22 protein-coding genes are annotated in these 23,283 nt (G+C 50.7%); 21 read left to right on the forward strand and 1 reads right to left on the reverse strand.

Annotated features, from left to right (window positions below; all coding sequences use genetic code 11):
- The first annotated feature begins 5 nt into the window (after positions 1 to 5).
- The 4 genes from BQ7394_RS22245 to BQ7394_RS22260 are packed head-to-tail and all read left to right on the forward strand — an operon-like array spanning position 6 to position 3,863.
- Positions 6 to 1,424, forward strand: a complete 1,419-nt coding sequence (locus tag BQ7394_RS22245) for a flavodoxin (protein ID WP_082212101.1) — start codon at positions 6 to 8, stop codon at positions 1,422 to 1,424.
- 15 nt (positions 1,425 to 1,439) lie between these two features.
- Complete coding sequence (locus BQ7394_RS22250) at positions 1,440 to 2,000, forward strand: flavodoxin (RefSeq protein ID WP_075559402.1); 561 nt, start codon at positions 1,440 to 1,442, stop codon at positions 1,998 to 2,000.
- Positions 2,001 to 2,012: 12 nt separating this feature from the next.
- A complete protein-coding gene (locus BQ7394_RS22255; RefSeq protein WP_075559403.1) occupies positions 2,013 to 3,134 on the forward strand; it encodes an NAD(P)-dependent alcohol dehydrogenase in 1,122 nt (373 codons plus the stop codon).
- A 12-nt stretch (positions 3,135 to 3,146) separates the two neighbouring features.
- Entirely contained in the window at positions 3,147 to 3,863 is a 717-nt protein-coding gene (locus BQ7394_RS22260) for a dihydrofolate reductase family protein (RefSeq protein ID WP_075559404.1), read from the forward strand.
- A gap of 31 nt (positions 3,864 to 3,894) precedes the next feature.
- On the opposite strand, the gene BQ7394_RS22265 is transcribed toward BQ7394_RS22260, so the two are convergent.
- Positions 3,895 to 4,800 (reverse strand): helix-turn-helix domain-containing protein, encoded by a 906-nt coding sequence (locus BQ7394_RS22265; RefSeq protein WP_075559405.1) that lies wholly within the window; start codon positions 4,798 to 4,800, stop codon positions 3,895 to 3,897.
- A gap of 311 nt (positions 4,801 to 5,111) precedes the next feature.
- On the opposite strand from BQ7394_RS22265, the gene BQ7394_RS22270 reads away from it, so the two are divergent.
- The 17 genes from BQ7394_RS22270 to BQ7394_RS22350 all read left to right on the forward strand — a co-directional run bounded on the left by BQ7394_RS22270 (position 5,112) and on the right by BQ7394_RS22350 (position 23,278).
- Positions 5,112 to 6,284 (forward strand): aldo/keto reductase, encoded by a 1,173-nt coding sequence (locus tag BQ7394_RS22270; protein ID WP_075559406.1) that lies wholly within the window; start codon positions 5,112 to 5,114, stop codon positions 6,282 to 6,284.
- Positions 6,285 to 6,290: 6 nt separating this feature from the next.
- A complete protein-coding gene (locus BQ7394_RS22275) occupies positions 6,291 to 7,319 on the forward strand; it encodes an alpha/beta hydrolase (protein ID WP_075559407.1) in 1,029 nt (342 codons plus the stop codon).
- Between the two features lie 12 nt (positions 7,320 to 7,331).
- Positions 7,332 to 7,979: a flavodoxin family protein gene (locus BQ7394_RS22280; protein ID WP_139317743.1), complete on the forward strand. Its 648-nt coding sequence runs from the start codon at positions 7,332 to 7,334 to the stop codon at positions 7,977 to 7,979.
- Between the two features lie 29 nt (positions 7,980 to 8,008).
- Positions 8,009 to 9,511, forward strand: a complete 1,503-nt coding sequence (locus tag BQ7394_RS22285) for a 4Fe-4S binding protein (protein ID WP_075559408.1) — start codon at positions 8,009 to 8,011, stop codon at positions 9,509 to 9,511.
- A 19-nt stretch (positions 9,512 to 9,530) separates the two neighbouring features.
- Positions 9,531 to 10,946 (forward strand): aldo/keto reductase, encoded by a 1,416-nt coding sequence (locus tag BQ7394_RS22290; protein WP_075559409.1) that lies wholly within the window; start codon positions 9,531 to 9,533, stop codon positions 10,944 to 10,946.
- Positions 10,943 to 11,362 carry a DUF1893 domain-containing protein gene (locus tag BQ7394_RS22295; protein WP_075559410.1) on the forward strand — a complete coding sequence of 140 codons (420 nt, stop codon included), beginning with the start codon at positions 10,943 to 10,945 and terminating at the stop codon, positions 11,360 to 11,362. The genes BQ7394_RS22290 and BQ7394_RS22295 overlap by 4 nt, the downstream gene beginning before the upstream one ends.
- Positions 11,359 to 13,263, forward strand: a complete 1,905-nt coding sequence (locus BQ7394_RS22300; protein ID WP_075559411.1) for a TonB-dependent receptor — start codon at positions 11,359 to 11,361, stop codon at positions 13,261 to 13,263. The genes BQ7394_RS22295 and BQ7394_RS22300 overlap by 4 nt, the downstream gene beginning before the upstream one ends.
- 22 nt (positions 13,264 to 13,285) lie before the next feature.
- Entirely contained in the window at positions 13,286 to 14,269 is a 984-nt protein-coding gene (locus BQ7394_RS22305) for a DUF362 domain-containing protein (protein WP_075559412.1), read from the forward strand.
- 1 nt (position 14,270) lies between these two features.
- Entirely contained in the window at positions 14,271 to 15,419 is a 1,149-nt protein-coding gene (locus tag BQ7394_RS22310; protein WP_075559413.1) for an aldo/keto reductase, read from the forward strand.
- Between the two features lie 27 nt (positions 15,420 to 15,446).
- Positions 15,447 to 15,959 (forward strand): ECF transporter S component, encoded by a 513-nt coding sequence (locus BQ7394_RS22315; RefSeq protein ID WP_075559414.1) that lies wholly within the window; start codon positions 15,447 to 15,449, stop codon positions 15,957 to 15,959.
- Positions 15,960 to 15,961: 2 nt separating this feature from the next.
- Positions 15,962 to 16,177, forward strand: coding sequence for a Sec-independent protein translocase subunit TatA/TatB (locus tag BQ7394_RS22320; RefSeq protein ID WP_075559415.1), 216 nt, complete (start codon positions 15,962 to 15,964; stop codon positions 16,175 to 16,177).
- A 5-nt stretch (positions 16,178 to 16,182) separates the two neighbouring features.
- A complete protein-coding gene (gene tatC / locus BQ7394_RS22325) occupies positions 16,183 to 16,959 on the forward strand; it encodes a twin-arginine translocase subunit TatC (protein ID WP_075559416.1) in 777 nt (258 codons plus the stop codon).
- Positions 16,960 to 16,964: 5 nt separating this feature from the next.
- Positions 16,965 to 19,283: a hybrid sensor histidine kinase/response regulator gene (locus BQ7394_RS22330; protein ID WP_075559417.1), complete on the forward strand. Its 2,319-nt coding sequence runs from the start codon at positions 16,965 to 16,967 to the stop codon at positions 19,281 to 19,283.
- Positions 19,271 to 20,590: a sigma-54-dependent transcriptional regulator gene (locus BQ7394_RS22335; protein ID WP_075559418.1), complete on the forward strand. Its 1,320-nt coding sequence runs from the start codon at positions 19,271 to 19,273 to the stop codon at positions 20,588 to 20,590. Before BQ7394_RS22330 ends, BQ7394_RS22335 begins: the two co-directional genes overlap by 13 nt.
- Before the next feature lie 325 nt (positions 20,591 to 20,915).
- The gene (locus BQ7394_RS22340) at positions 20,916 to 21,320 is read left to right on the forward strand and encodes a dihydrofolate reductase family protein (RefSeq protein WP_075559419.1); all 405 of its coding nucleotides are present in this window, start codon (positions 20,916 to 20,918) and stop codon (positions 21,318 to 21,320) included.
- 229 nt (positions 21,321 to 21,549) lie between these two features.
- Complete coding sequence (locus tag BQ7394_RS22345; protein ID WP_075559420.1) at positions 21,550 to 22,167, forward strand: RteC domain-containing protein; 618 nt, start codon at positions 21,550 to 21,552, stop codon at positions 22,165 to 22,167.
- A gap of 184 nt (positions 22,168 to 22,351) precedes the next feature.
- Positions 22,352 to 23,278 carry an Abi family protein gene (locus BQ7394_RS22350; RefSeq protein WP_075560185.1) on the forward strand — a complete coding sequence of 309 codons (927 nt, stop codon included), beginning with the start codon at positions 22,352 to 22,354 and terminating at the stop codon, positions 23,276 to 23,278.
- The last annotated feature ends 5 nt before the right edge of the window (positions 23,279 to 23,283 follow it).

A 23,283-nucleotide genomic window follows, 5' to 3' on the forward strand; every position in this document is an offset into this window, starting at 1 on the left:
AAAAGATGAAAATGGGAATATTTACAATCATGACAATGGCTATGCTGACTGCCTGCGCCTCTTGCGATTCATCAGAAAACGTAGCCGAGGAACAGTTGCCGGAGGATGGGACTTCGGAACTGCCCGTAATCACCGAAGGACTGGCTACCATTCCCGGCGGAACATTTATGATGGGAAGCCCCGCTTCCGAAGCGTGGCGCATGGTAGACGAGACACAACACACGGTCACGCTCTCCGATTTCCAAATCAGTCTTTACGAGGTCAGCCAAATGCAATATGCCTCACTGATGGGACAGAACCCAAGTGCCATGCAGGGCAATGACTTGCCCGTGGAAAACGTATCGTGGACAGATGCCATCCGCTATTGCAATGCGCTGAGCGAGCATGAAGGTTTGGAAGCCGCCTACCGCATAGAAGGCAACGTAGTGACATGGAACCGTTCGGCAAATGGCTACCGCCTGCCTACGGAGGCAGAATGGGAATATGCCTGTCGTGCCGGAAGCTCCACTCCTTTTAACACAGGCGGCAATGTCACGGCGGCACAAGCCAACTGGTACACGAACTATCCTTATATAGACGGTGAGGGCGGAGGTGCTTACAACCGCCGCACCGTGCCGGTCACGGAGTACGAGCCGAATACGTGGGGACTGTACAACATGCACGGCAACGTGGGCGAGTGGTGCTGGGACGCTTTCGGCAGTTATGACGCTCTCCCCACCGATAATCCCGCAGCCGTAGCGGACGGTTCTTTCCGCGTTGTCCGTGGAGGCAGTTGGTTCGATGTCGGCAAGCACCTACGCTCAGCCTACCGCTCCGTGCTGCCCGCCGCTTACCGGGCTGATAATATCGGGTTCCGCGTGGCACGCAACACCGGGACAGGCGTGTCGGGCATCGTCTCTACCCGACTGCCAGAGGTTTCCGCCGACAACGCCCGTCGCACCTTGATTGTCTATTTCTCAGAAAGCGGGAACACACGTGGCTTGGCAAACCGTATACAGGCACTGACCGGGGCGGATATCTTCGAGATACGGCTGGTCAATCCCTATCCCGACAACTATTCAGCCCTGCTCGACCGGGCACAGGAGGAACAACGCACGCAGGCGCGTCCGGCACTTCGCGGCAGGGTGGAAAACATGGAACAATACGGCACCATCCTCTTGGGCTACCCAAACTGGTGGGCGTGTATCCCCATGCCGGTCGCCACGTTCCTCGAATCCTACGATTTCAGTGACAAGACCATCGTCCCCTTCTGTAGCCACGGCAACGGACAGATGGGGCAGACCGTACCGTCCATCTGCAAACTTGCACCGGACACAGACATACGCGAACCGCTTTCCGTGACATACAGCGGTGGCAGTTCGCTCGACAACGATATACGGTCATGGCTTTCTGCCAACGCTTGCTTTCAGAATAGAAACAAATGATAATATAGTTAAGAAATGAAATTCATAATTGGAATATTGCTGTTGCTGTTTGCTCAAGGAGCGAATGCACAGAGTCAATACGCTAAAGGACAAAAGGCGTTGATTGTCTATTATTCATGGAGCGGGAACACACGTACTGTGGCGCAGAAGATACAAGCTGCCACCGGTGCAGACCTGTTTGAAATCCGGCTGGTAAATGAATACCCTGCTGAATACCGGCAGGTGGTCGAACGATTCAGGCAGGAAAAGAACAGCAGGAATTGGCCTGCATTGAAAGAAAAGGTCAATAACCTCGGTCAATACGATGTCATATTCATCGGATCTCCGAATTGGGGACGTTCGATAGCCCCTCCGGTATTTTCTTTCCTGACAAGCCACGACCTGCAAGGCAAGAAAATCGTCCCTTTCATGACGCATGGCGGTGGTGGTTGGGGGCAGAGCCGTGAAGATATGAAGGCACTTTGCCCGAAGTCGGAATTCCTCGAAGGACTGGCATTGAAAGGAGACCGTGCCGCTACTGCCGACACAAGCATAATCCGCTGGCTGCAAAAATTAGGATTTACGAATGACAAATAGAAAGGAACATACATGAAACGATTGTTTTTTACACTGGCTACAACACTCCTTGCATGGAACTGTTTTGCCCAAAACACTGGGCAAGTACCCTCTAAGGGCTATGCCCTTTATACTGCAAATGGCGAATTGAAACCCTACGACTTTACCCGTCATGCGGTGGGTGAGAATGATATTTTGATTGAAACCCTATACTGTGGGGTATGCCACAGTGACATCCATCAAGGACGTGGTGACTGGAGCCCGCAAAGTTATCCGTTAGTCACAGGACATGAAATTGTCGGTCGGGTGGCACAAGTGGGAGCAAAAGTAACGAAGTTCAAAGTGGGCGACTATGCTGGAGTGGGCTGCATGGTCAATGCCTGCCGCCACTGCGAATATTGCGAGGCGGGCGAAGAGCAATACTGCCTTGACGGACGTGTACTGACCTACGGCGACACGGACGTGTATCACGATAAAGAACTGTCGCAAGGCGGTTATTCAAACAATATTGTAGTGGATGAGAATTTCGCTATCACTGTTCCTGCCGATGCACCTATGGAAAAGGTCGGACCACTGATGTGCGCAGGCATCACTACCTACTCGCCCCTCGTACATGCCAAGCTGAAGAAAGGAGACAAAATAGGCATTGCCGGATTCGGTGGATTGGGGCACATGGCGGTGCAATATGCCGTATCGATGGGTGCAGAGGTCACGGTGTTCGACCTAACCGACGAGAAACGGGAAGAGGCATTGGCATACGGAGCTGTGCGCTATGTCAATGTCAAGAAAGAAACTGATCTGAAAGGATTGGATAATACATTCCGCTTTATCCTTTCCACCATTCCATCAGCCTACGATCCGATGATGTATGTAAATATGCTAAAGGTCGATGGTGAACTGGCGGTAGTGGGAATGCCTGCTTTGAAGGATGCTCCTGCCGTTTCTATTATGGCTATGCGTGGACGTAAGAAAGTATGGTTTTCGCTGATCGGCGGCATACGCGAGACACAGGACGCGGTCAATTATTCCATTACCCATAACATCTATCCGAAAGTGGAGGTTATTCCTATCCAAAAGATAAACGAGGCATGGCGTAATGTGGTGGATGGAAAAGTGCATTTCCGCTATGTAATCGATATGGGTTCGTTGAAATAATATTGCAAAGATATGGAACAGATTAAAATCATCAGCCACATGTTGAGTTCCGTGGACGGAAGGCTGGATGTCGACCGCTGGACGCTTCCATTCGATGGAAAAGAGATTGAGGACGTGACATCCGTCTATACGGAAATTAAGGATGATTACCATGCGAATGCGTGGATACTGGGGCGCAACAGCGTGCAGAAACATTTCTTTCCGGAAACATTCCGTTGCGACACATACACGCCTGCCACCATGCTACGGACATTTGTCGGACACAGGGACAGCGACCGCTCGCTTGTCGTGTTTGATTCAAAAGGTGTCATCACATATACGGAGGATAAGGTGTATGGAGATACGATTATAGCCGTATTGGGCGAACGTGTCAGCGAGGAGTATCTGGAGTGTCTGCGCAGAGTAGGTATATCTTACCTTTTCGCTGGGGAGGATGGACACGACTATGCTTTAGCCGTAAAGACATTGCACGAAGAGTTTGCCATGCGACTCATGCTGTTGGATGGCGGAGGCACTCTGAACGGAGAGTTCATCAAACGACAACTGATTGACGAATTGAGTTTGGTGATTTATCCCGGCATGGACGGACTTAGTGGCATTTCTTCCATCTATGAATACAGAGGAGGCGACTGCGAGTTCCCCGCATTGGGGCAGTCGCTCGAACTGAAAGAGGTGAAACAGTGTAGAGACGGAGTCGTATGGATAAGCTATAAGGTACACAAGGCATGATATGAAAGCGGGCAGTTCCGAAGACCGTCCGCTATTTCAATTTCAATGCTTCCAGATACTCCGTTGGGGACATTCGCGTAACCTTCTTGAAAAGACGGCTTAAATGGTGGGTATAGTTGAACCCCAAACCATAAGCTATTTCGCTGATGCTCTTATTTCCTTCAGCCAACTCTTTTTTCACGCGCTCGATAAGAAAGCGTTGGATATGCTCGTGGGGACGTTCTCCTGTTTCCCGTTTGATGAGGTCGCTGAAATAATTGGGAGATAAGGCTAACCGTTCGGCGCATTCCTGTACGTTCGGAAGTCCATGCCGGATTTGTTCTTTGCTGTCGAAATAGTCGGTCAGCATCCGTTCAAAACGGGCTAAAATATCTTTGCTCTGCATTTTGCGGGTCGCAAACTGGCGCCCATAGAAGCGCATGCAGTAGTTGAGCAGTACCTCGATATAAGCGGCAAGAATCGTCCGGCTGTATTCATCCTGCGATACCGAGAGTTCCTCTCGGATATGTTTCATGCAGGCAACGATCGTCTCACGCTCCGTATCCTGCATGTGAAGGGCTTCGCTCACTTCGTAAGAGAAGAACGAGTATTGCTGGATTTTCTGGGCCAGAGACGTGCCTCTCAACAGTTCCGGGTCGAAGAGCAATGCCCAGCCCTTGCGTTGCACCGGTGCTCCGATGTCCACCGCTCCGCTGATCTGACCGGGTGCTATAGCGATGAGCGTACCGCCGAGGAAGTCATAGCGGCTTGTACCGTACACGACATTCTGCGGTTCATCTTCACGGATATAAATACCGTACACGCCTAATAGCGCACGGAACAGATGCCGGGGAGGATGGGCGGAAAAGTCGATCACGCTCACAAGCGGATGCTGGTCTTCAACGCCAAGAAGGGCATTGAAGTCATGGACTGTTGATATTTTAATGATGTCGCTCATAGATTATTCCGTAAATAATTGCAAATATAATTCGATGGAAATAAGAAAGGAAATATATGCTTGTTTTTATTGATAATTTAGAGAAAGATATAGAAAGAGACTGAGAAAAATTGAATCAGCAGGTTGGAACATCATAAAAAAGTCGCTTGAAGCCTCTTTTGTTCTTGGTGACGCATATTTGCGTTTGAAGGAGTTCGGTCTCTTGTTATCTGCCACCGATGAAATTGGTTATTATATCTGTGAAATTGATAGGTGCCTCATCATTAGAATGCCATAACTTTGCAACGGAAACAATTAAAAGACAATCAGATATGAAGAATGGAATGGATATAAGCCGCCGGGGATTCCTCAAGATGGCGGCACTGACAGGGGCGGCGATGTGCATCGAACCGACCCTGAACAAGGTAACGGCGGCAGAACGGGTGTTGACCGGACAGCGGCAGGTGGCAAACAATCTTCCGACAGGCATGGCAGCAGTGCGCACGCAACGCACATTGGGTAGCGGCAAGGCAGCCTTTACCGTTTCGGCGATGGGTTTCGGCTGCATGGGGCTGAACCATCACCGCAGCCAGTCGCCCGATGAAAAGGCCTGCATCCGGCTGATTCACGAAGCGATAGAACGGGGTGTAACCTTATTCGATACGGCTGAAAGTTATGGCTACCACAAGAACGAAATCCTGACGGGAAAGGCATTGAAAGGATATACCGACCGTGTGTTCGTCTCCTCGAAGTTCGGACACAAGTTCGTGAACGGCGTGCAGGTGAAAACCGAAGAGGACAGCACCCCGGCAAACATCCGGCGCGTATGCGAGAACTCCCTGCGCAATCTCGGCGTGGAGACGCTCGGTATGTTCTACCAGCACCGCATCGATCCGAATACGCCCATAGAAGTGGTGGCGGAGACCTGCGGAGAGCTTATCAAGGAGGGCAAGATCCTGCATTGGGGCATGTGTGAGGTGAATGCGGAAACGATTCGTCGGGCGCACAAGGTCTGTCCCGTGACAGCGATACAGAGCGAATACCACTTCATGCACCGCACGGTGGAAACCAGCGGCGTGCTTGCCGCATGCGAGGAGTTGGGCATCGGCTTCGTGCCGTATAGTCCGCTGAACCGTGGTTTTCTCGGCGGAGCAATCAATGAGTACACTATCTTTGATCAAACCAATGACAACCGTCAGACCCTGCCACGCTTTCAACCCGAAGCCATCCGTGCCAACTATCGTATCGTTGAAGTGCTCAATGCCTTTGGCCGCACACGTGGCATAACGGCGGCGCAGGTGGCGTTGGCATGGCTGATGAACAAGCGTCCCTACATCGTCCCTATTCCCGGTACGACCAAGCTCTCGCACCTGGAGGAGAACCTCCGCGCCTGCGACATCGTATTTACGGCAGCAGAGATGCAGGAGTTGGAGGCGGCGGTATCGGCAATCCCCGTCGTGGGCAGCCGCTATGACAAGTTGCAGGAGTCTAAAATACAGAAGTAAGAAGCTATGAGAAAGACTACGCCTATTATAATATGTATGCTGCTGGCGTTAATCTCATGCAGCAACAACAGCAACGTGTTGCAGATAGCCAAGCAGGGCAGTTTCGCCGTGGGTGGCACAGTACTAACCGACTCCCTCGGGCGGCAATATCACGGCGACCACGCCTACGTGTTCTATCAGAAACCCGTCAATGCACGGAAGTATCCGTTGGTATTCGCCCACGGCGTGGGGCAGTTCTCGAAGACATGGGAGACCACGCCCGACGGACGCGAGGGCTTCCAGAACATCTTTCTGCGGAGAGGCTTCTCCACATACGTAGTAGACCAACCACGCCGAGGCAATGCCGGACGAGGAACAGAAACCGTCACCATCACTCCGCAGTTCGATGAAGAAGAGTGGTTCAACCGCTTCCGTGTGGGCATCTGGCCCGACTACTTTGAGGGGGTGCAGTTCAGCCGTGACGCGGAGGCATTGAACCAGTATTTCCGGCAGATGACCCCCAACGTCGGTTCTGCCGATCTGAACGTCTATGCCAGGGCATACGCCGCCCTGTTCGACAAGATAGGTCCCGCCATTTTCGTCACCCATTCGCAGGGCGGAGGCGTGGGCTGGTTAACTCTGCCGCAGACGGAAAATATCCGTGCCATCGTAGCCTATGAACCGGGATGCAACGTCCCTTTCCCCGCAGGGCAGATGCCGGAGGAAGGCAAGGTCATCACGCTCTCCGGAAAGACCGAGGGCACGGAGGTGCCGATGGAGGTGTTCCTGAAGTTCACCGAGATACCTATCATCGTCTATTATGGCGACAATCTGCCCGAGACGGACGAACGTCCCGAACTCTATGAGTGGACACGCCGCCTGCACCTGATGCGCAAGTGGGCTGCACTTATCAACGAACATGGCGGAGACGCCACGGTCATCCACTTGCCGGAGATAGGTTTGAAGGGCAATACCCATTTTCCTTTCTCCGACCTGAACAACGTGGAGGTAGCGGACCATTTGTCGGAGTGGCTGCACGAGAAGGGGCTGGATTAACAGCATAAGAATATGGATAGAAGAAACTTTATAAAGGCAGTAGGCATGACAGCCGGGGCAACCGTCCTTTCCGGCATGGGTATCGCCGGAGCTGCCGAATTACTGAATGATAAAACGAACAAGAAAATGAAAATAACAGTATTGACAGGAAGCCCACGTCGGAACGGAAATACCAACCATCTGGCATCCCAATTCATCAAAGGAGCGGAAGAGGCCGGGCATGAGGTTTTCCGTTTCGATTGTGCGCATCACAAGATATCCGGCTGCATCGCCTGCAATGCGTGCGGTATGGACGGGGATTGCGTGTTGAATGACGATTTCTCGGAACTGCGCCCTCACCTGCTGGAGGCCGACATGGTGGTGTTTGCCACTCCGATGTATTACTTCGGCTTTTCCTCACAGTTGAAAGCGGCAATAGACCGTTTCTATGCGCTCAACGGAAAGATAAAAGGCGCAGCGAAACAATCCGCCCTCCTCATGGCATACGCTGACACCGACCCCAAGGAAGCCGAACCGATGATTTCCCACTATCATACGCTGCTCCGTTACTTGGGCTGGAAAGACCGTGGAACCGTCGTTGCCCGAGGCATGTGGCCTGCCGGTGCGGTGAACGGCACAGAATACAGCAGGAGAGCATACGAACTGGGACGTAATGTATAGACGTTAAGATAAAGATTAAGTTTAGGGTTATGTTGCGTAAAATCAGATTATCCTTGGCCATACTCTCCTTTGCAGCAGTCACGCTGCTGTTTCTCGACTTCACGGGAACGGTGCACGCATGGCTGGGGTGGATGGCTAAAATACAATTCCTGCCGGCCGTGTTGGCATTGAATGTAGGGGTCGTGTTGTTCCTTGTCGTATTGACAGGTGTGCTCGGGCGGGTGTACTGTTCGGTCATCTGTCCTTTGGGCATTTTCCAGGACGTGGTATCATGGATAAGCGGCAAACGGAAGAAAAAGAAATTCCGCTTTTCTTATTCTCCGGCCAAATCATGGATGAGGTATGGCGTATTGGCTATATTTATAGTGGCGATGGTGGCCGGGATAGGTTCTGTGGTGGCTCTGCTTGCCCCGTACAGTTCCTACGGTCGCATTGCCCAAAACTTGTTCTCGCCTGTTTATATCTGGGGGAACAACCTGCTTGCCTATTTCGCCGAGCGTGCCGACAGTTATATGTTCTATGAGAAGGTGGTATGGCTACGAAGTCTGCCTACGTTCATCATTGCCTCCTGCACGTTCGTGGCGCTCATTCTGCTGGCATGGAGGAACGGAAGAACCTATTGCAATACGATATGTCCGGTGGGAACTGTGTTGGGATTCATTGCAAGATACTCCTTGTTCCGCCCTGTCATAGACGGGAGCAAATGCAAGAATTGCAGCCTTTGCGCCCGCAAGTGCAAGGCTGCCTGCATCGATTACAAGAACCATCGGATAGACTACAGCCGTTGCGTGACTTGTCTGGACTGCATAGACACCTGCAAGCATGGGGCATTGCACTACCAAATGCGACGTGGAAAGACTGACGATAAAAAAGAGAACACCCCCCAGAATGAAAGTCAGACTGACAACGCCCGTCGCAGCTTCCTGACCGGCATAGGACTGCTTGCCGCGACATCTGTCGTGAAAGCGCAGGAAAAGAAGGTGGACGGCGGACTGGCTGTCATTTTAGACAAGAAAGTGCCGGAGCGTCGGACGCCGATCGTACCGCCGGGAGCGCAGGGATTGCGGCACATGGCGACGCACTGCACGGGATGCCAGCTCTGTGTCTCGGTCTGCCCCAACGGTGTATTGCGCCCGTCGGCAAAGATAGATACCCTGATGCAGCCGGAATCATCCTATGAACGAGGATATTGCCGCCCGGAATGTACAAAATGTTCGGAAGTGTGCCCTGCCGGAGCGATCCTGCGGATTACGCCTGCGGACAAGTCGGCCATCCGGATAGGACATGCCGTTTGGGTACGCAAGAACTGCATTCCGCTTACGGACGGCGTGGAGTGCGGCAACTGCGCCCGTCATTGTCCTTCGGGAGCGATACTGATGGTTCCGTCCGACAGCGAAGATCCGAACTCCGTCAAGATACCCGTTGTCAATACCGAGAGGTGTATCGGGTGCGGTGCGTGCGAACATCTGTGTCCGGCACGTCCGTTCAGCGCCATCTATGTGGAGGGGCACACGATGCACAGCGTGATGTAAAACCGTATAAGTAAAGAATATGAACTATAATCAAGATAAAAACAAGAAAGTTTTGTCGCGCCGGAACTTTCTGAAAACGATGGGAGCCGCCGGAATCGCCGCGACGGGGCTGACGGCGTGTGTAAGCGGCGAAAAAGAGAGTGTATCGACGGCGGCTGCCGGGGAGATTCCCACCGACCAGATGACCTACCGGGTCAATCCGACATCGGGCGACAAGGTGTCGTTGCTGGGGTTCGGCATGATGCGTCTGCCCTCCGTCGGAGGCCGCAGCGCCCGCGAAGGCAACGAAGAGATAGACCAGGAGATGGTGAACGAACTGGTGGATTATGCCATCGCCCACGGAGTGAATTATTTCGACACGTCGCCCGCCTATTGCCGGGGCAAGTCGGAACGCGCCACGGGCATCGCCCTGAGCCGCCATCCGCGCGACAAATATTTCGTCGCCACCAAACTCTCCAACTTCTCTCCGGCCACGTGGAGCCGCGAGGCGTCCATCGCCATGTACCGCAATTCGCGGAAAGAGTTGCAGGTGGATTATATCGACTACATGCTGCTGCACGGCGTGGGCATGGGCGGCGGCATGGAGGAGTTCGAGAGCCGCTACATGAAGAACGGCATGCTCGACTTCCTGCTGGAGGAACGCAAGGCGGGACGCATCCGCAACCTCGGCTTCTCCTATCACGGAGATATCCGGGTGTTCGACTATCTGCTTTCGCGGCACGACGAATACAAGTGGGATTTCGTGCAGATACAGCTCAACTATCTGGACTGGAAGTATGCCAAGCAGATCAATCCCCGAAACACCGATGCCGAATACCTGTATGGCGAACTGGAAAAGCGCGGCATTCCGGCGGTCATCATGGAGCCCCTGTTGGGCGGTCGTCTTTCCAACGTGCCGAGCACGATCGTCGCCCGTCTCAAACAGCGCGAACCGGAGATGAGCGTGGCTTCGTGGGCGTTCCGCTTCGCCGGCAGTCTGCCCGGCGTGCATACCGTGTTGAGCGGCATGACGCGCATGGAGCATTTGCAGGACAATCTGCGTACCTACGCTCCGCTGAAGCCTCTGACGGAGGAGGATTTCGATTTCTTGCAAGAGACGGCGACCCGGATGATGCAGTTCGACACCATTCCCTGCAACGACTGCAAATACTGTATGCCCTGCCCGTACGGGCTCGACATTCCGGCCATCCTGCTCCATTACAACAAATGCCTGAACGAAGGCAATATCCCGGAGAGTACGCAGGACGAGAACTACCGTAAGGCACGCCGGGCCTATCTGGTGGGCTACGACCGGAGCGTCCCTAAATTGCGTCAGGCGAGCCATTGCATCGGTTGCAACCAATGCTCGCCGCATTGCCCGCAACGCATCGACATCCCGAAGGAGTTGCAGCGCATAGACCGTTTCGTGGAGCGACTTAAACAGGGAACATTATGAGGGACGAATTGATAAGCCGTCTGCATGACGAGAGGTGTTCGCTCGTTGTCGGCAACGGAGAAGCGATAAGCACGTTCAATGGGCGCGGAATTTCCGACCTGTACCGGTTGTCGAAAGAAAATGCCGGTATGCTGCATGGGGCATCCGTGGCGGACAAGGTGGTCGGGAAAGCCGCCGCCGCCCTGATGATTGCCGGCGGGGTGAAAGAGGTATTCGCGGATATCGCCAGTACGCATGCCCTGTCTTTGTTGGATAAGTATGGGGTAAAGGTACGGTATGCCAAAGAAGTTCCCCATATAATCAACCGAACGAATACCGGTTGGTGCCCGATGGAGATACGTTGCAAGGATTGTACAACCATAGAAGAGTGTTTGGAAGAAATAGAAGGTTTTATGAAACAGAATAAAGATAGATGAAAAAGAGATATTTTATAATCCCCGTTTTACTGGCTTTTTCCGTATCACAAGGCATGGCACAGGAAACGAAAGACACGCTCGACGTGTCAAAAACTTATACGATCGGGGAAGTCGTTGTCACCGGAACACGCAATGAAACAGACGTGCGCCACTTGTCCCAGACCGTATCGGTAGTGAACCGCACGAAGATAGAGCAGAGTATGCAGCCCTCGCTGCTGCCGGTATTGACGGAACAGGTGCCGGGACTATTCACCACCTCGCGCGGCGTGATGGGTTATGGTGTGTCGGGTGGTGCGGCAGGCGGCATATCGCTACGCGGACTCTCCGGCGGTAGTGCCCGGCTGATGGTGCTAATCGACGGACATCCGCAATATGCCGGGATCTTCGGGCATCCCATCGCCGATGCCTACCAAACCCTGCTCGCCGACAAGGTGGAGGTGCTTCGCGGCCCGGCCTCCGTGCTCTACGGCTCCAACGCGATGGGCGGAGTCATCAACATCGTCACCCGCCGGATGCACGAGGACGGGGTGCGCACCGACCTGCATACCGGCTACGGCTCCTACAACACCTTGGAGACGGAACTGACCAACCGCATCCGTAAGGGACGTTTCTCCAGCGTTGTCAGCGGCTCGTATAACCGCACGGACGGGCACCGCGAAAACATGCCGTTCGAGCAATACGGCGGTTATGCCAAATTGGGTTATGAACTGACCGATAACTGGAACACCTACGCCGATGTGAACGTGACGCACTTCAACGCCACCTATCCCGGCCCGGTGTCCGCGCCCCTGCTGGAAGGCGACCAGCGCATCACGCGCGGCGTGACCTCCTTCGCTTTGGAAAACCGATACGAACGGACCTCCGGTGCGTTGAGTTTCTTCTACAACTGGGGCGACCATTGGATTAACGACGGTTATACACCGAGCGAGGGAGAAAAGCCGCAGGACGGGCGCTTCAACTCGTTCGACGACATGATGGGCGTATCGCTCTATCAAAGCACGCAGTTCTTCAGGGGAAACCGCATCACGTTGGGCTTCGACTGGTTCCGCTACGGTGGTGAGGCATGGACGGAATTTATAAAAGGAGAAAATGCCGGAACACGAGATGATATGGTGGACAAACACGAGAACGAGATGGCAGGCTACGTGGACTTCCGGCAGGATATCGGCTCGTGGCTGACCTTCAACACGGGTTTGCGCGTCGACCACCATTCGCGTGTGGGCACGGAGTGGGTGCCGCAGGCAGGCCTGGCATTCCATCTGCCGCATGGCATGGAACTGAAAGCGTCGGCCACGAAAGGCTTCCGCTATCCCATCCTTCGGGAGATGTATGTGTTCAGACCTCAAAATCCCGACTTGAAGCCAGAGTCGATGTGGAACTACGAGCTTGCCTTCTCGCAAAGGTTGCTGGACGGCCGCCTCTCCTACGGTGTGAACCTGTTCTACATCGACGGCAAGAACCTGATTATGACCCTCCCCAATCCCAACGGCAGCGGAATGCTGAACCAGAACTCCGGCGAGATAGACAACACGGGTATCGAACTGCAAGCCGCCTGGCGCATCGACCGCACCTGGTCGGTGGATGCCAACTACAGCTTCCTGCACATGGACAATCCGGTCGTTGCCGCTCCCGAACACAAACTGTACGCCGGAGCCGCTTTCTCGCAAGGCCGTTGGAGTGTATCGACCGGACTTCAGTACATAGCCGGGCTTTACACCTCCGTCGATCCCGACACGACGGAAGAGTTCGTGCTGTGGAACCTTCGTGCCTCGTTCCGCGTTGCCGAATGGCTCGACATCTGGGCTCGCGGAGAAAACCTGCTGGCGCAGAAATACGAAATCAATGCCGGATACCCGATGCCGCGTGCTACGGTGATGGCAGGTGTGAATATCAATTTCTGATAACTATCGACACGTTAAGAGCATGAAAAGAAACATTTATATCTCCCTGTTATCGGTTCTGATGATGCTGGCGACTGCAAGTTGCGCTCAAGCGCAGAACACAAAAGACAATGGCAACCCCTCTGTCGGCAACACGGCGGAAGTGCCCAAAGTATATATGTTCCAAGAGATTTCCTCGGACAATCTCTTGAAGATTTACGAAGCGTTGGGTCGTGAGGCGAAAGGAAGAGTTGCTGTGAAACTTTCCACCGGCGAACCGGGTGGGCACAATTTTCTTGACCCGAATCTGATAAAGGTTCTCGTACAGAAAATAAACGGAACTATCGTAGAGTGTAATACCGCATATGGTGGCAAACGCGGCACTACAGCAGAGCATTTGAAAGCAGCCGAAGACCATGGCTTCACAGCCATAGCGCCGGTTGTCATCATGGATGCAGAGGGTGAAGTAGAATTGCCTTTGAAAGGGGGCAAGCATCTGATGCGCGACATCGTGGGAAAGTCTTTCCTCAATTATGACTTCACCGTTGTACTGTCCCACTTCAAAGGGCATTCTATGGGTGGATTCGGCGGCGCCATCAAAAACATATCCATTGGTATCGCATCTGCAAACGGCAAACGGTATATCCACTCGGCCGGTACCAGCACGACAAGCTGGGGTAGCCCCGAACAAGATGATTTTCTTGAGTCAATGGCAGAAGCAGCCAAAGCGGTAGTGGACCATTGCGGTGAGAATATCCTCTATATCAGTGTAGCGAATAATCTTTCAGTGGACTGCGACTGCGACTCCTCTCCCGAAGACCCGAAAATGGGAGACATCGGTATCCTTGCATCCTTGGATCCAGTAGCATTGGATAAAGCCTGCACAGACCTTGTACGTTCGTCGGAAGACCACGGAAAGATACATTTGATAGAGCGTATCGACTCACGCCACGGTATGCACACGTTGGATTATGCCGAACAGCTCGGCATAGGAAGCCAAAAATATGAACTCATAAGACTCGATTAGTATGGATTATCGGATATTGGGGCGGACAGGATTAAAAGTGGGCACGATAGCACTCGGCTGCGAAGGCTTCATGCACAAGACGCAGGAAGAGGTAAAGGCCAATTTCGATTTTGCCATAGCCAACGGAATCAATTTCGTAGACATCTATTCCTCCAATCCTGATTTGCGCTCGAACATAGGTGCTGCTCTCGACAGACGGCGTGAGGGATTTGTCATACAAGGACACCTCTGTACCGCATGGGAGAACGGACAATATCTGCGTACCCGCGATGTGCGGAAGACACTCGATTCGTTCGAACTTCAACTGAAACAACTTCGTACAGATTATTTGGATATTGGCATGATTCATTATGTCGATACCGAGGCTGATTTTCATGAAGTTTTTGACGGAGAGTTAATCCGTATCGTCTGTCGACTCCGAGACGCGGGACATATCCGTCATATAGGCATGAGCAGCCACAACCCTGTGGTAGCCCGCATGGCGGTAGAAACCAGGTTAGTCGACGTGTTGATGTTTTCCATCAATCCGGCTTATGACCTTCAGCCGCCGGGAGACAACGTGGACGCATTATGGGCAGACGAAAGCTATGCTCGTACTTTACAGAATATTGACCCGGAGAGGGAAAGGCTTTATGAGCTGTGTGAACGGATGGGTGTGGGAATAGATGTGATGAAAGTGTATGGTGGAGGAGACCTGCTTTCGGAAGATAATTCACCGTTCGGACGTGCCATAACTCCGGTTCAGGCCATTGAATACGCTCTGAGCCGCCCCGGTGTCGCAGCCGTCATGGTCGGTTGCAAATCGATCGAGGAGATACGGACGGCGCTCGGTTGGTGCGAGGCCACTCCTGCCGAAAAAGATTATACATCCGTATTGGCCGGATTGGAAAAATTTTCTTGGAAAGGGCATTGCATGTATTGCGGTCATTGCGCTCCCTGTTCGGTGGGAATAGACATCGCATCGGTGAATAAATTTTATAACCTGACAACTGCGGAAGATGGAGTTCCCGAAACGATACGCGAACATTACAAGTTACTTTCGCACCATGCTTCGGAATGTATCGCCTGTGGAGCTTGTGAGAGCCGCTGTCCGTTCGATGTCCGAATTACGGAGTCGATGAAACGTGCCACCAAACGATTCGGATATTAAAGTTATAATAAACAAATAATTAGCAAAATGCAAACGAAGACTGTAAAACTTTACACATGGGGCTATGCCGAGGCAAGAACCTATCTGGCCTCCTCGTTATTCGTCTTGGGCAATATCGCCTTGCCGCAACTCTTTCATCTCGTGCCGCAGGGCGGCGTAACCTGGCTGCCGATTTACTTTTTCACGCTCATCGGAGCGTACAAGTACGGTTGGAAAGTGGGATTACTGACCGCCTTGCTTTCCCCGGCCGTCAATTCCGTCCTGTTCGGTATGCCCATGCCTGCGGCTCTTCCGGCAATCCTGCTGAAATCCGTTCTGCTGGCGGTCGCTGCCGGATATACGGCTTCACGTTTCCGGAAAGGAACCTTGCCGCTACTTGTCGCTGTGGTACTGTCCTATCAGATTGTCGGGACATTGGGCGAATGGGCTATGAAGGATGACTTCTGGCTTGCCATACAGGATTTTAGGATAGGCATACCCGGTATGCTGCTCCAGGTATTCGGAGGTTGGATATTCATTAACCGTTTAATTCAAAAATAATTATGACACCATTATTCATAGGAGGCATCGGTATGCAGGAGGTATTGCTGATTGCATTGGTTGTATTGCTGTTCTTTGGCGGCAAGAAAATTCCCGAACTGATGAAAGGACTCGGAAAAGGGGTACGATCGTTCAAGGACGGGATGCACAATATCGAAAGCGACATTGAACTGACAGACAAGGAAAATGCAACTATCGAGACAAAAGAAAAACAATAGGTAGAATGGCTGAGAATGCAGATACACAATCCTTTTGGGAGCACCTTGACGTGCTGCGGGCAGCGGTTGTAAAAATCGTTGCCGTAGCCGTCTTGTTCGGCGTGGCGGCATTCTGCTTCAAGGAGGAACTGTTTGCCGTCATCCTCGCTCCCAAGGATGACGGCTTTATCACTTACCGGCTGCTGTACTCGCTCAGCGGTCTGGTAACGCAGGCTGACGTGCCGGATTTTCATGTAAAACTGATCAATACGGGACTGGCCGAGCAGTTCATTATCCACATGAAAGCGGCATTGTGCACCGGGACGTTGTGTGCATCGCCCTACATCCTCTATCAGTTGTTCCGGTTCGTGTCACCGGCCCTGTATGTAAATGAACGGAAATACGTCGTGCGGGTGGTCGGAGGAGGCTATGCGATGTTCATGCTGGGCGTTTTGATCAGCTACTTCCTGATCTTTCCGTTGACATTCCGATTCTTGGGGACCTATCAGGTCAGCGGCGAAGTGGAGAACATGATCTCGCTGCAATCCTACATCTCCACGCTGATGACCATGTCTCTGGCGATAGGGCTGGTTTTCGAGATCCCGATACTTTCGTGGCTTTTCGCCAAGTTGGGCTTCCTCTCGGCCAACTTCATGCGCCAATACAGGAAACATGCCGTGGTGGCTATTCTCATTGTTGCGGCCATCATCACGCCGACATCAGATGTATTCACCCTGTCGCTCGTTGCATTGCCCATGTGGTTGCTGTATGAAATAAGCATTGTGATTGTTAAACGTGTATAAGGTTAATGAAGTTGCTGTTACAACATAAGATATTTGTCGGATATTTTCTTTTGACGGCGGTCATCGGCAGTATGGTCACCATTATTTTGCATGAACGTGACCGTGTACAAAAAATAGAAGATGAGTCCGTTATTATTTATCAGACTCGACGTAATATCAACACGGCGCATCGTTACATTACCATGCTTGCATCTTATGGAGAGTCGGTTGTTTCATGGAATGAAGATGACCGTATTGCCTATAATAAATACCGTTTGCGGACGGACTCCCTATTACAAATTCTAAGGGAACAATGCAAGGATTTCGTACAGCCCATGCAAATAGATACACTCCGCACATTATTGGCAAACAAGGAGGAGCATCTACTCCACATTATGCAACTGTTTCGGAAGCAGGACGAAACGGACCGTCTCTTATTGCATTGTCTGCCTGCCATCACACGGCAAATATCGCAATCACGTACCATTACACGCAAGAAGAAAGGGATAGCAGGATTTTTCGGTGTAAAAGAAACCGTGCAAATACCACCAAATACCTCTACACTTAAATCATTAAACAATGAAATACTCTCCATTCAGGAGGAACAGCAAAGAAACATAAGCATTTACACAGATAGTCTGCGTACATATAATAGGGAGCTCAATTACAAACTTCGTATGCTGATAACCTCCATGGACAAACAAATCGAATGTGATATGGCATCCAGGGAAATACAACTTAAGACCTCCCACGAATGCTCAATGCGTATCATAACATGGTTAGTTGTATCTGCTATTACATTGCTTATCATATCATATATAATCATCCAACGAGACACTAGAGAGAAGGTGAAAAATCAAGAGCAATTGGAGAGTGTTGTGGAAAAACTTCGAGATAATATAAAGGAAAACCATCGCTTGATAAATTCGCGTAGACGTATTATACAGACTATTGCCCATGAACTCCGCACTCCCCTTACCGCCATTGTTGGTAATGCAGAATTGATAGAGACAGATAAAAAATCAGAACGATTATGCCATCTAAACTCTATCCGTCATTCCGCAATACGCATGACCTCGTTGTTAACCAATCTAATGAACTATTTCCGATTAGATAATGGCAAGGAACAAGTAAATCCCAAACCGTTTCAGCTAAAAAATATCGCCGATACCCTGCATATGGAGTTCGTAACACAGACGGAAGCCAAACAGTTAGTGTTCCAAGTGAGGAACTGCGAGGACGAGGTGGTAGTCGGGGACAAAGACCTCATACTTCGCATCGGAAGCAACCTGCTATCCAATGCCGTCAAGTTTACAGATCGGGGCATGATCTCATTGTCGGTCTTTTATCAGGACGGCATGTTCATTATGATGGTAGATGATACGGGTAGTGGAATAGCTGAAGAACAGCAGGAACGGATATACTACCCTTTCGAGCGGCTGACTAATGCCGCCACGCAAGATGGCTTCGGGTTGGGACTGTCCATCGTTCGAGAACTCGTAGCTTTGATGGGTGGGGATTTATCATTAAATAGCACGCCGGGGAAAGGCAGCAGCTTTTGTGTAAAGTTACCCCTCGGACGGGCGGAAGAAACAATTCCCGATGAGGACAATACGAGAACACGACAACCGCTGCGCGACATCTCCGTGCTGGTACTCGACAACGACGAGGTGCTGCTTACCATGACACGAGACATGCTCGCCCGTCGGAAGATAAACTGCGACACCTGCTGCAATGTCCATGAGTTACTGGATCGGATGCGCAGCAGGAACTATGACCTACTGGTAACCGACCTGAAAATGCCGGACATGAACGGGTATGAGGTTATGGAACTGCTGCGTACTTCGGATATAGGCAATTCAAGGGACATTCCGATTGTAGTTTCCACCGCAATGGACAAGAGTGCGGAAGCGGAACTACTTGCGGCAGGTTTCAGCGGTTGCCTGTTCAAGCCATTCTCGTCTGATGAAGTGGCTCTTGCCATCACTTCCAGCATAGGTGACACGCAACAAAGACAGCGGATAGATTTATCCGCTTTGCTTGCCTATGGCGATAAAGCGGAGATATTGGAACGGCTGATAACCGAAACAAAGAAAGAAATGGAGCATTTCAGTAAATCCTACGAGAAAAAGGATATGGCGGAATTGGATACTCTGATACATCACTTACGCAGTTCATGGATGCTAATCAATGCCGACTGCCCGTTACGCGAACTTTACGGGCTGATACACCAATCCCCAATAGACGAAATAGTGCTGAAAGAAAAGGTGCAAGCCATATTGGACAAGGGAGAGCATATCATCCGTATGGCTCAAAAAGCAAAGGAGGGCTTATGGGAAAGATAATCATCATAGACGACAATCCTGTCTATTGCGACTATGTGGGTAACCTGCTTGCCAAACATGGCATCCCTGCTGAAAAGTTCTATAGTCTTCCTGCCGCCCGAAAAGCGTTATCCAAAACAGAACCGGATGACATCATCTTGTCCGACTTCCGGTTTCCGGACGGAGACGGCATAGAGCTGTTAAGACACCTGCGTGAAACCGGACATCGCAATCCGTTCTTTATAATGACGGACTATGACGAAGTGCCCACAGCAGTCAGATCTATGAAGTCTGGTGCGGAGGACTATATCAGCAAACGGACATTGGAAAAGGAACTCTTGCCAAGATTATTCAACCTTTGGAAACAGCAATCTCGGACTGCATCAAAGAAAGAACAGATATTTGAAAGGAAGAGCGAGGCATTCCGTAAGATACGCCACCGCATCAAGCTGGTTGCGCCGACCGACATGAGTGTATTGGTATTAGGTGAGAATGGAACGGGGAAAGACCACATTGCGCGTAAGATACATGACCAAAGCGACCGTGCGGAGAATACTTTCGTGGCAGTGGATTGCAGCGTGCTGACTTCCTCGTTGGCAGCATCCATCCTGTTCGGTCACGAAAAAGGTGCATTTACTGGAGCTACCGACTGTAAGAAAGGTTATTTTGCGGAGGCTGACGGAGGTACACTCTTTCTTGATGAAGTGGGTAACCTACCGCCGGAAGTACAACAGATGTTGCTCCGGGCCATACAGAACAAGACCTATCGCTCTGTGGGTGGAAGCAAGGACAAGACAGCCGATGTGCGGATTATCTCCGCCACCAATGAGAATATGGAGAAAGCGATAGAAGAAAAGCGGTTCCGCAGAGACCTGTATTATCGGCTTCGGGAGTTTATCATCGAAGTCCCTCCACTCAGGGAGTGTCGGGAAGATATATTGGAGTTAGCTGATTTTTTCCTGCATGAGATGAATGCAACATTGAAAAAGTCGGTAACCGGGTTTGATGAGGATGCCCGAAAACGGTTGTGTAGTCATTATTGGACCGGCAATGTGCGTGAATTGCGACAGACAATCCAATCCGCTGTGCTACTGACCGGTAAAGGACAGATTACTGCCGATATGTTGGAACTGGAAGATGTGGATACCGAAAGCTCCTCCGGCTTCTCCCTGACGGATGAAAAGATGGAGAAAAAGCGTATTATAAAGGCTCTGAATATGACAGAAGGCAATAAACGTCAAGCCGCGAAATTGCTTGGCATTACCCCTCCTACGCTCTATAAAAAGATAGAACTGTACAATATAAAGTGGAAAAAGGAGATGAGATGAAAGATTTTAGGGGAAAAAGAGTACCTTTGTAACCGATTGTGGGAGTGGCTGAAAACCGCTTCTACGTGACATACGAAAATAGCGGACAGAAAAGCCTACGCTTCATGTCCGACTATATATTAGACATAAGACCGCAAGGTGTTTCAAGTGTAAATCTGGTAAATTGAAACTGAAAGAAGCTAATTGCGTGATGCTTATGCTATGCCTTGGCATAGCGTGCATTCACGGACTTCTTTCAGGGGCTTACCAGAGCCTACACTTGAGGTGTGTGTTTGCACGCTTCTTTTTTGGACGCTTCCGGTCAAGAACTTAAAAACTGGAATATATGGCCAAAGTACGACTGCTCATCGTCCAATCCATCGAGGGGTGTCTGGTGGAGGACTATACGCAACGATACCCCTCTCTGAGTAGAGAAACAGCGGAATTGTTGAACGATGCCACTTTCCCGCTGAATGAAAACGCTTCGCTTTCCATGTTGATAGAAGGGAAAAAGCGAAAAGACAATGATGTGATATACATTATTGAAGCTACTCCCATCTCTACAAGCATCATCAATGGTATGTTGAGGATGTACCTTATAGACGAAATCATCATTTATACCATACCTGTGATGCTTGACAACGGTAAACAGATATACCAATCCAATTTAGTCAAGACGGATTGGAAATGTACCTCTACAAAAATCCGCAAAGACGGAATTGTACAGACGGTTTTCTGTAAAATCAAATAACGGATTAAGGTATAATGCGTTAAAAGAATTTACGCACCCGTAAAATTATTTTTCACTTTATAGCCGTCGAAAAAGAGAATTTAAAACAGTTTTTTATTTGTATATCATTGAATTTTAATAATATACAAATAAAATATTCCGACTCAGGGTTAAATGGAACTCCATTTGCCATTTATATTCATGTGCGCACACAGAAAAACAGAATGTGAAACTTCAAAATTGACAGTACATGAATTATTTCCTGCTGGCGGAAACCGAGTTCTTCCGCCTTATCAATGAAGCCGGGGACTGCGATATGGAAACGGCATATATGGCTTTCGCCACCCAAGTGATCGAGCTGTGCAGCGGAAGTATGGATACGGGCTGCACCATTATCGCGTTGGCTTACATCGAAATCGAGTTGCAGCACCATTCCGTGCGCCTTCTTTCCGAAGACCGCAAGGAAGCAGCCTCCTACATCGGCAAGGCTCTCTCTTTCGTAAGGAAGATGCAGAAGTTCCTTTCCACATCCCAAGTGCCGCCACTAATCCCCATCCGTACATCCGCCGACAACACAACCGAAAATCCTGCCTCACCCCTCCAATGGACGGGCAACGCCATCGACCTCGTGGAACTTATCTACGGTATCCACGAAATGGGCTGCATCAACAACGGCGAAATGCCGCTCAAACAGCTTGCGCCGCTACTGTACCGGATTTTCGGCATCGAAGCCAAAGACTGCTACCGCTTCTATACCGACATCAAACGCCGGAAAACAATCAGCCATACGCATTTTCTCGAACAAATGCAAGACAGGCTGAATGAGCGGATAAGAAGGGATGAGGAAGCCGAATTGAAAAGAAGATAGCTGTTCCTGGAGAATCCCCGTCCATTATCTGAAAAAAGCAACTTATTTCTTGTGCGTTACGCAAAAAAGGCTTATCTTTGCCGCGTAATTAAGAAGATATGCGGCTCAGACCGTGTTCAACGATAACAGTACCCGTTTGGCATACCGTAAGATCTGCCGGCGGGTCATTCTTTTTTATAACGGTATGGCAAACAAGAAATCACGTTCCATTGAAGAACAAATAGAACTGCTCAAACAAAGGGGAATGATTGTCGGGGATGAAGCTTTTGCCGCCCGGCATCTGACCCATATCAGCTACTATCGTCTGAAAGGCTATTGGTGGGATATGCAGTATGACAAGACCCGCCATCTGTTCCGGCCCGATTCCAAACTGGAAGATGTCGTCACACGCTATTATTTTGATAAAGAACTGCGCCTTATTTTATTCGATGCCATCGAGACAATAGAAATTACCCTGCGTACAAAGATGATTTATCATCTGTCACAGTCTTACGGAGGGCTTTGGTACCGTGACCCGCAGCTGTTTGCAGATGCCGCTTTCCATGCCCAACACCTCAAAGAACTGATGGAAGAGTTCTTGCGGAGCAACGAGATATTCGTGAAGGACTACAAGCGCAAGCATCTCGTTACGGATACAGACGGAGAAAGGATACTTGACGAATACCCGGATGCGTGGATTATATTTGAGGTAGCCACGTTCGGCACACTTTCCAAGATATACAAGAACCTCAACCACCAGTTGCCCGAAAAATCGGCAATAGCCAATGATATGGGGCTAAATTTACACAATGAACTGTCGGGATGGCTGGAAGCCATTTCATACATGCGCAACATCATCGCGCACCATTCCAGAATATGGAGCCGGAATATGGTCAAACGCCCTTGTGAAATCCGCAATCCGCGAATGGCATGGCTTTCCCGCCCGTTGACCGAGGTGCAGCAGAAAAAACCGTTCTATGTGATTACAGCCATGCTATACCTCTGCAATGCCATAGACGAGGGACATGCGTTCAAAGAGAAATTACTGGCATTGTTTAAGGAGTATGCGGATGTGCCCATCTACAAAATAGGCTTTTTCAACCGTTGGGAAGAGGAGCCGATCTGGAAATGAAAAAG

The sequence above is a fragment of the Parabacteroides timonensis genome, from assembly GCF_900128505.1.
GTDB classification, from domain to species: Bacteria; Bacteroidota; Bacteroidia; order Bacteroidales; family Tannerellaceae; genus Parabacteroides; species Parabacteroides timonensis.